The 523-nt window shown below is 61.6% G+C and carries 1 protein-coding gene; it reads right to left on the bottom strand.

The genetic code is table 11. The features are described 5' to 3' along the window. Window positions 1–523, bottom strand: a 523-nt coding sequence (nrdD, locus tag DK187_RS20940; protein WP_275426776.1) for an anaerobic ribonucleoside-triphosphate reductase, incomplete at both ends; no start/stop codon positions are given.

Here is a 523-nt window from a genome sequence, read left to right as displayed (position 1 = left end):
GAGCCGGTGATCTTCACGATGTTCTCGTAGAAGATGACGTCCGGGTACATGCGCTTGGTGGCGCATTCGAGGGCCAACTGCTTCAGGTCGTAGTTCGGGTCGCCCGGATCGGCGTTCACACCGTGCTTGATGGTGAAGACGAGCTTCGGGAAGATGGCGGTGTGATGCTCGGAACCGAGGCCGCGGATGCGGTTGAGGAAGATGGCGCGCTGGATTTCGCGCGCGAACCAGTCGGTGCCGAGACCGAAGCCGACGGTCACGAACGGGGTCTGGCCGTTGGACACACGGTTGGAGTTGATCTGGTATTCCATGGTCTGCATGGCGTCGTAGATGGCCTTGCGGGTCTGGATCTTCGCCCAGATCTCACGCAGCTGCTGCAGACGGTCGGACCTCTTGTCGAACGGCTCGTCCATCGGCAGTGCCGGACGATCCTTTTCGAAGTGCAGGCGCTTCGGCTCGACGGCCTTGGCCATGCGCACCTGACGTTCGGCGATCTCGATCGGCAGATCGTCGGGCATGATCT

The sequence above is a fragment of the Marinomonas arctica genome (assembly GCF_003259225.1).
Classification (GTDB): Bacteria; Pseudomonadota; Gammaproteobacteria; order Pseudomonadales; family Marinomonadaceae; genus Marinomonas; species Marinomonas arctica.
Note: the sequence above shows the minus strand (reverse complement) of the source record. Positions and strands in the feature narration are given on the sequence as shown.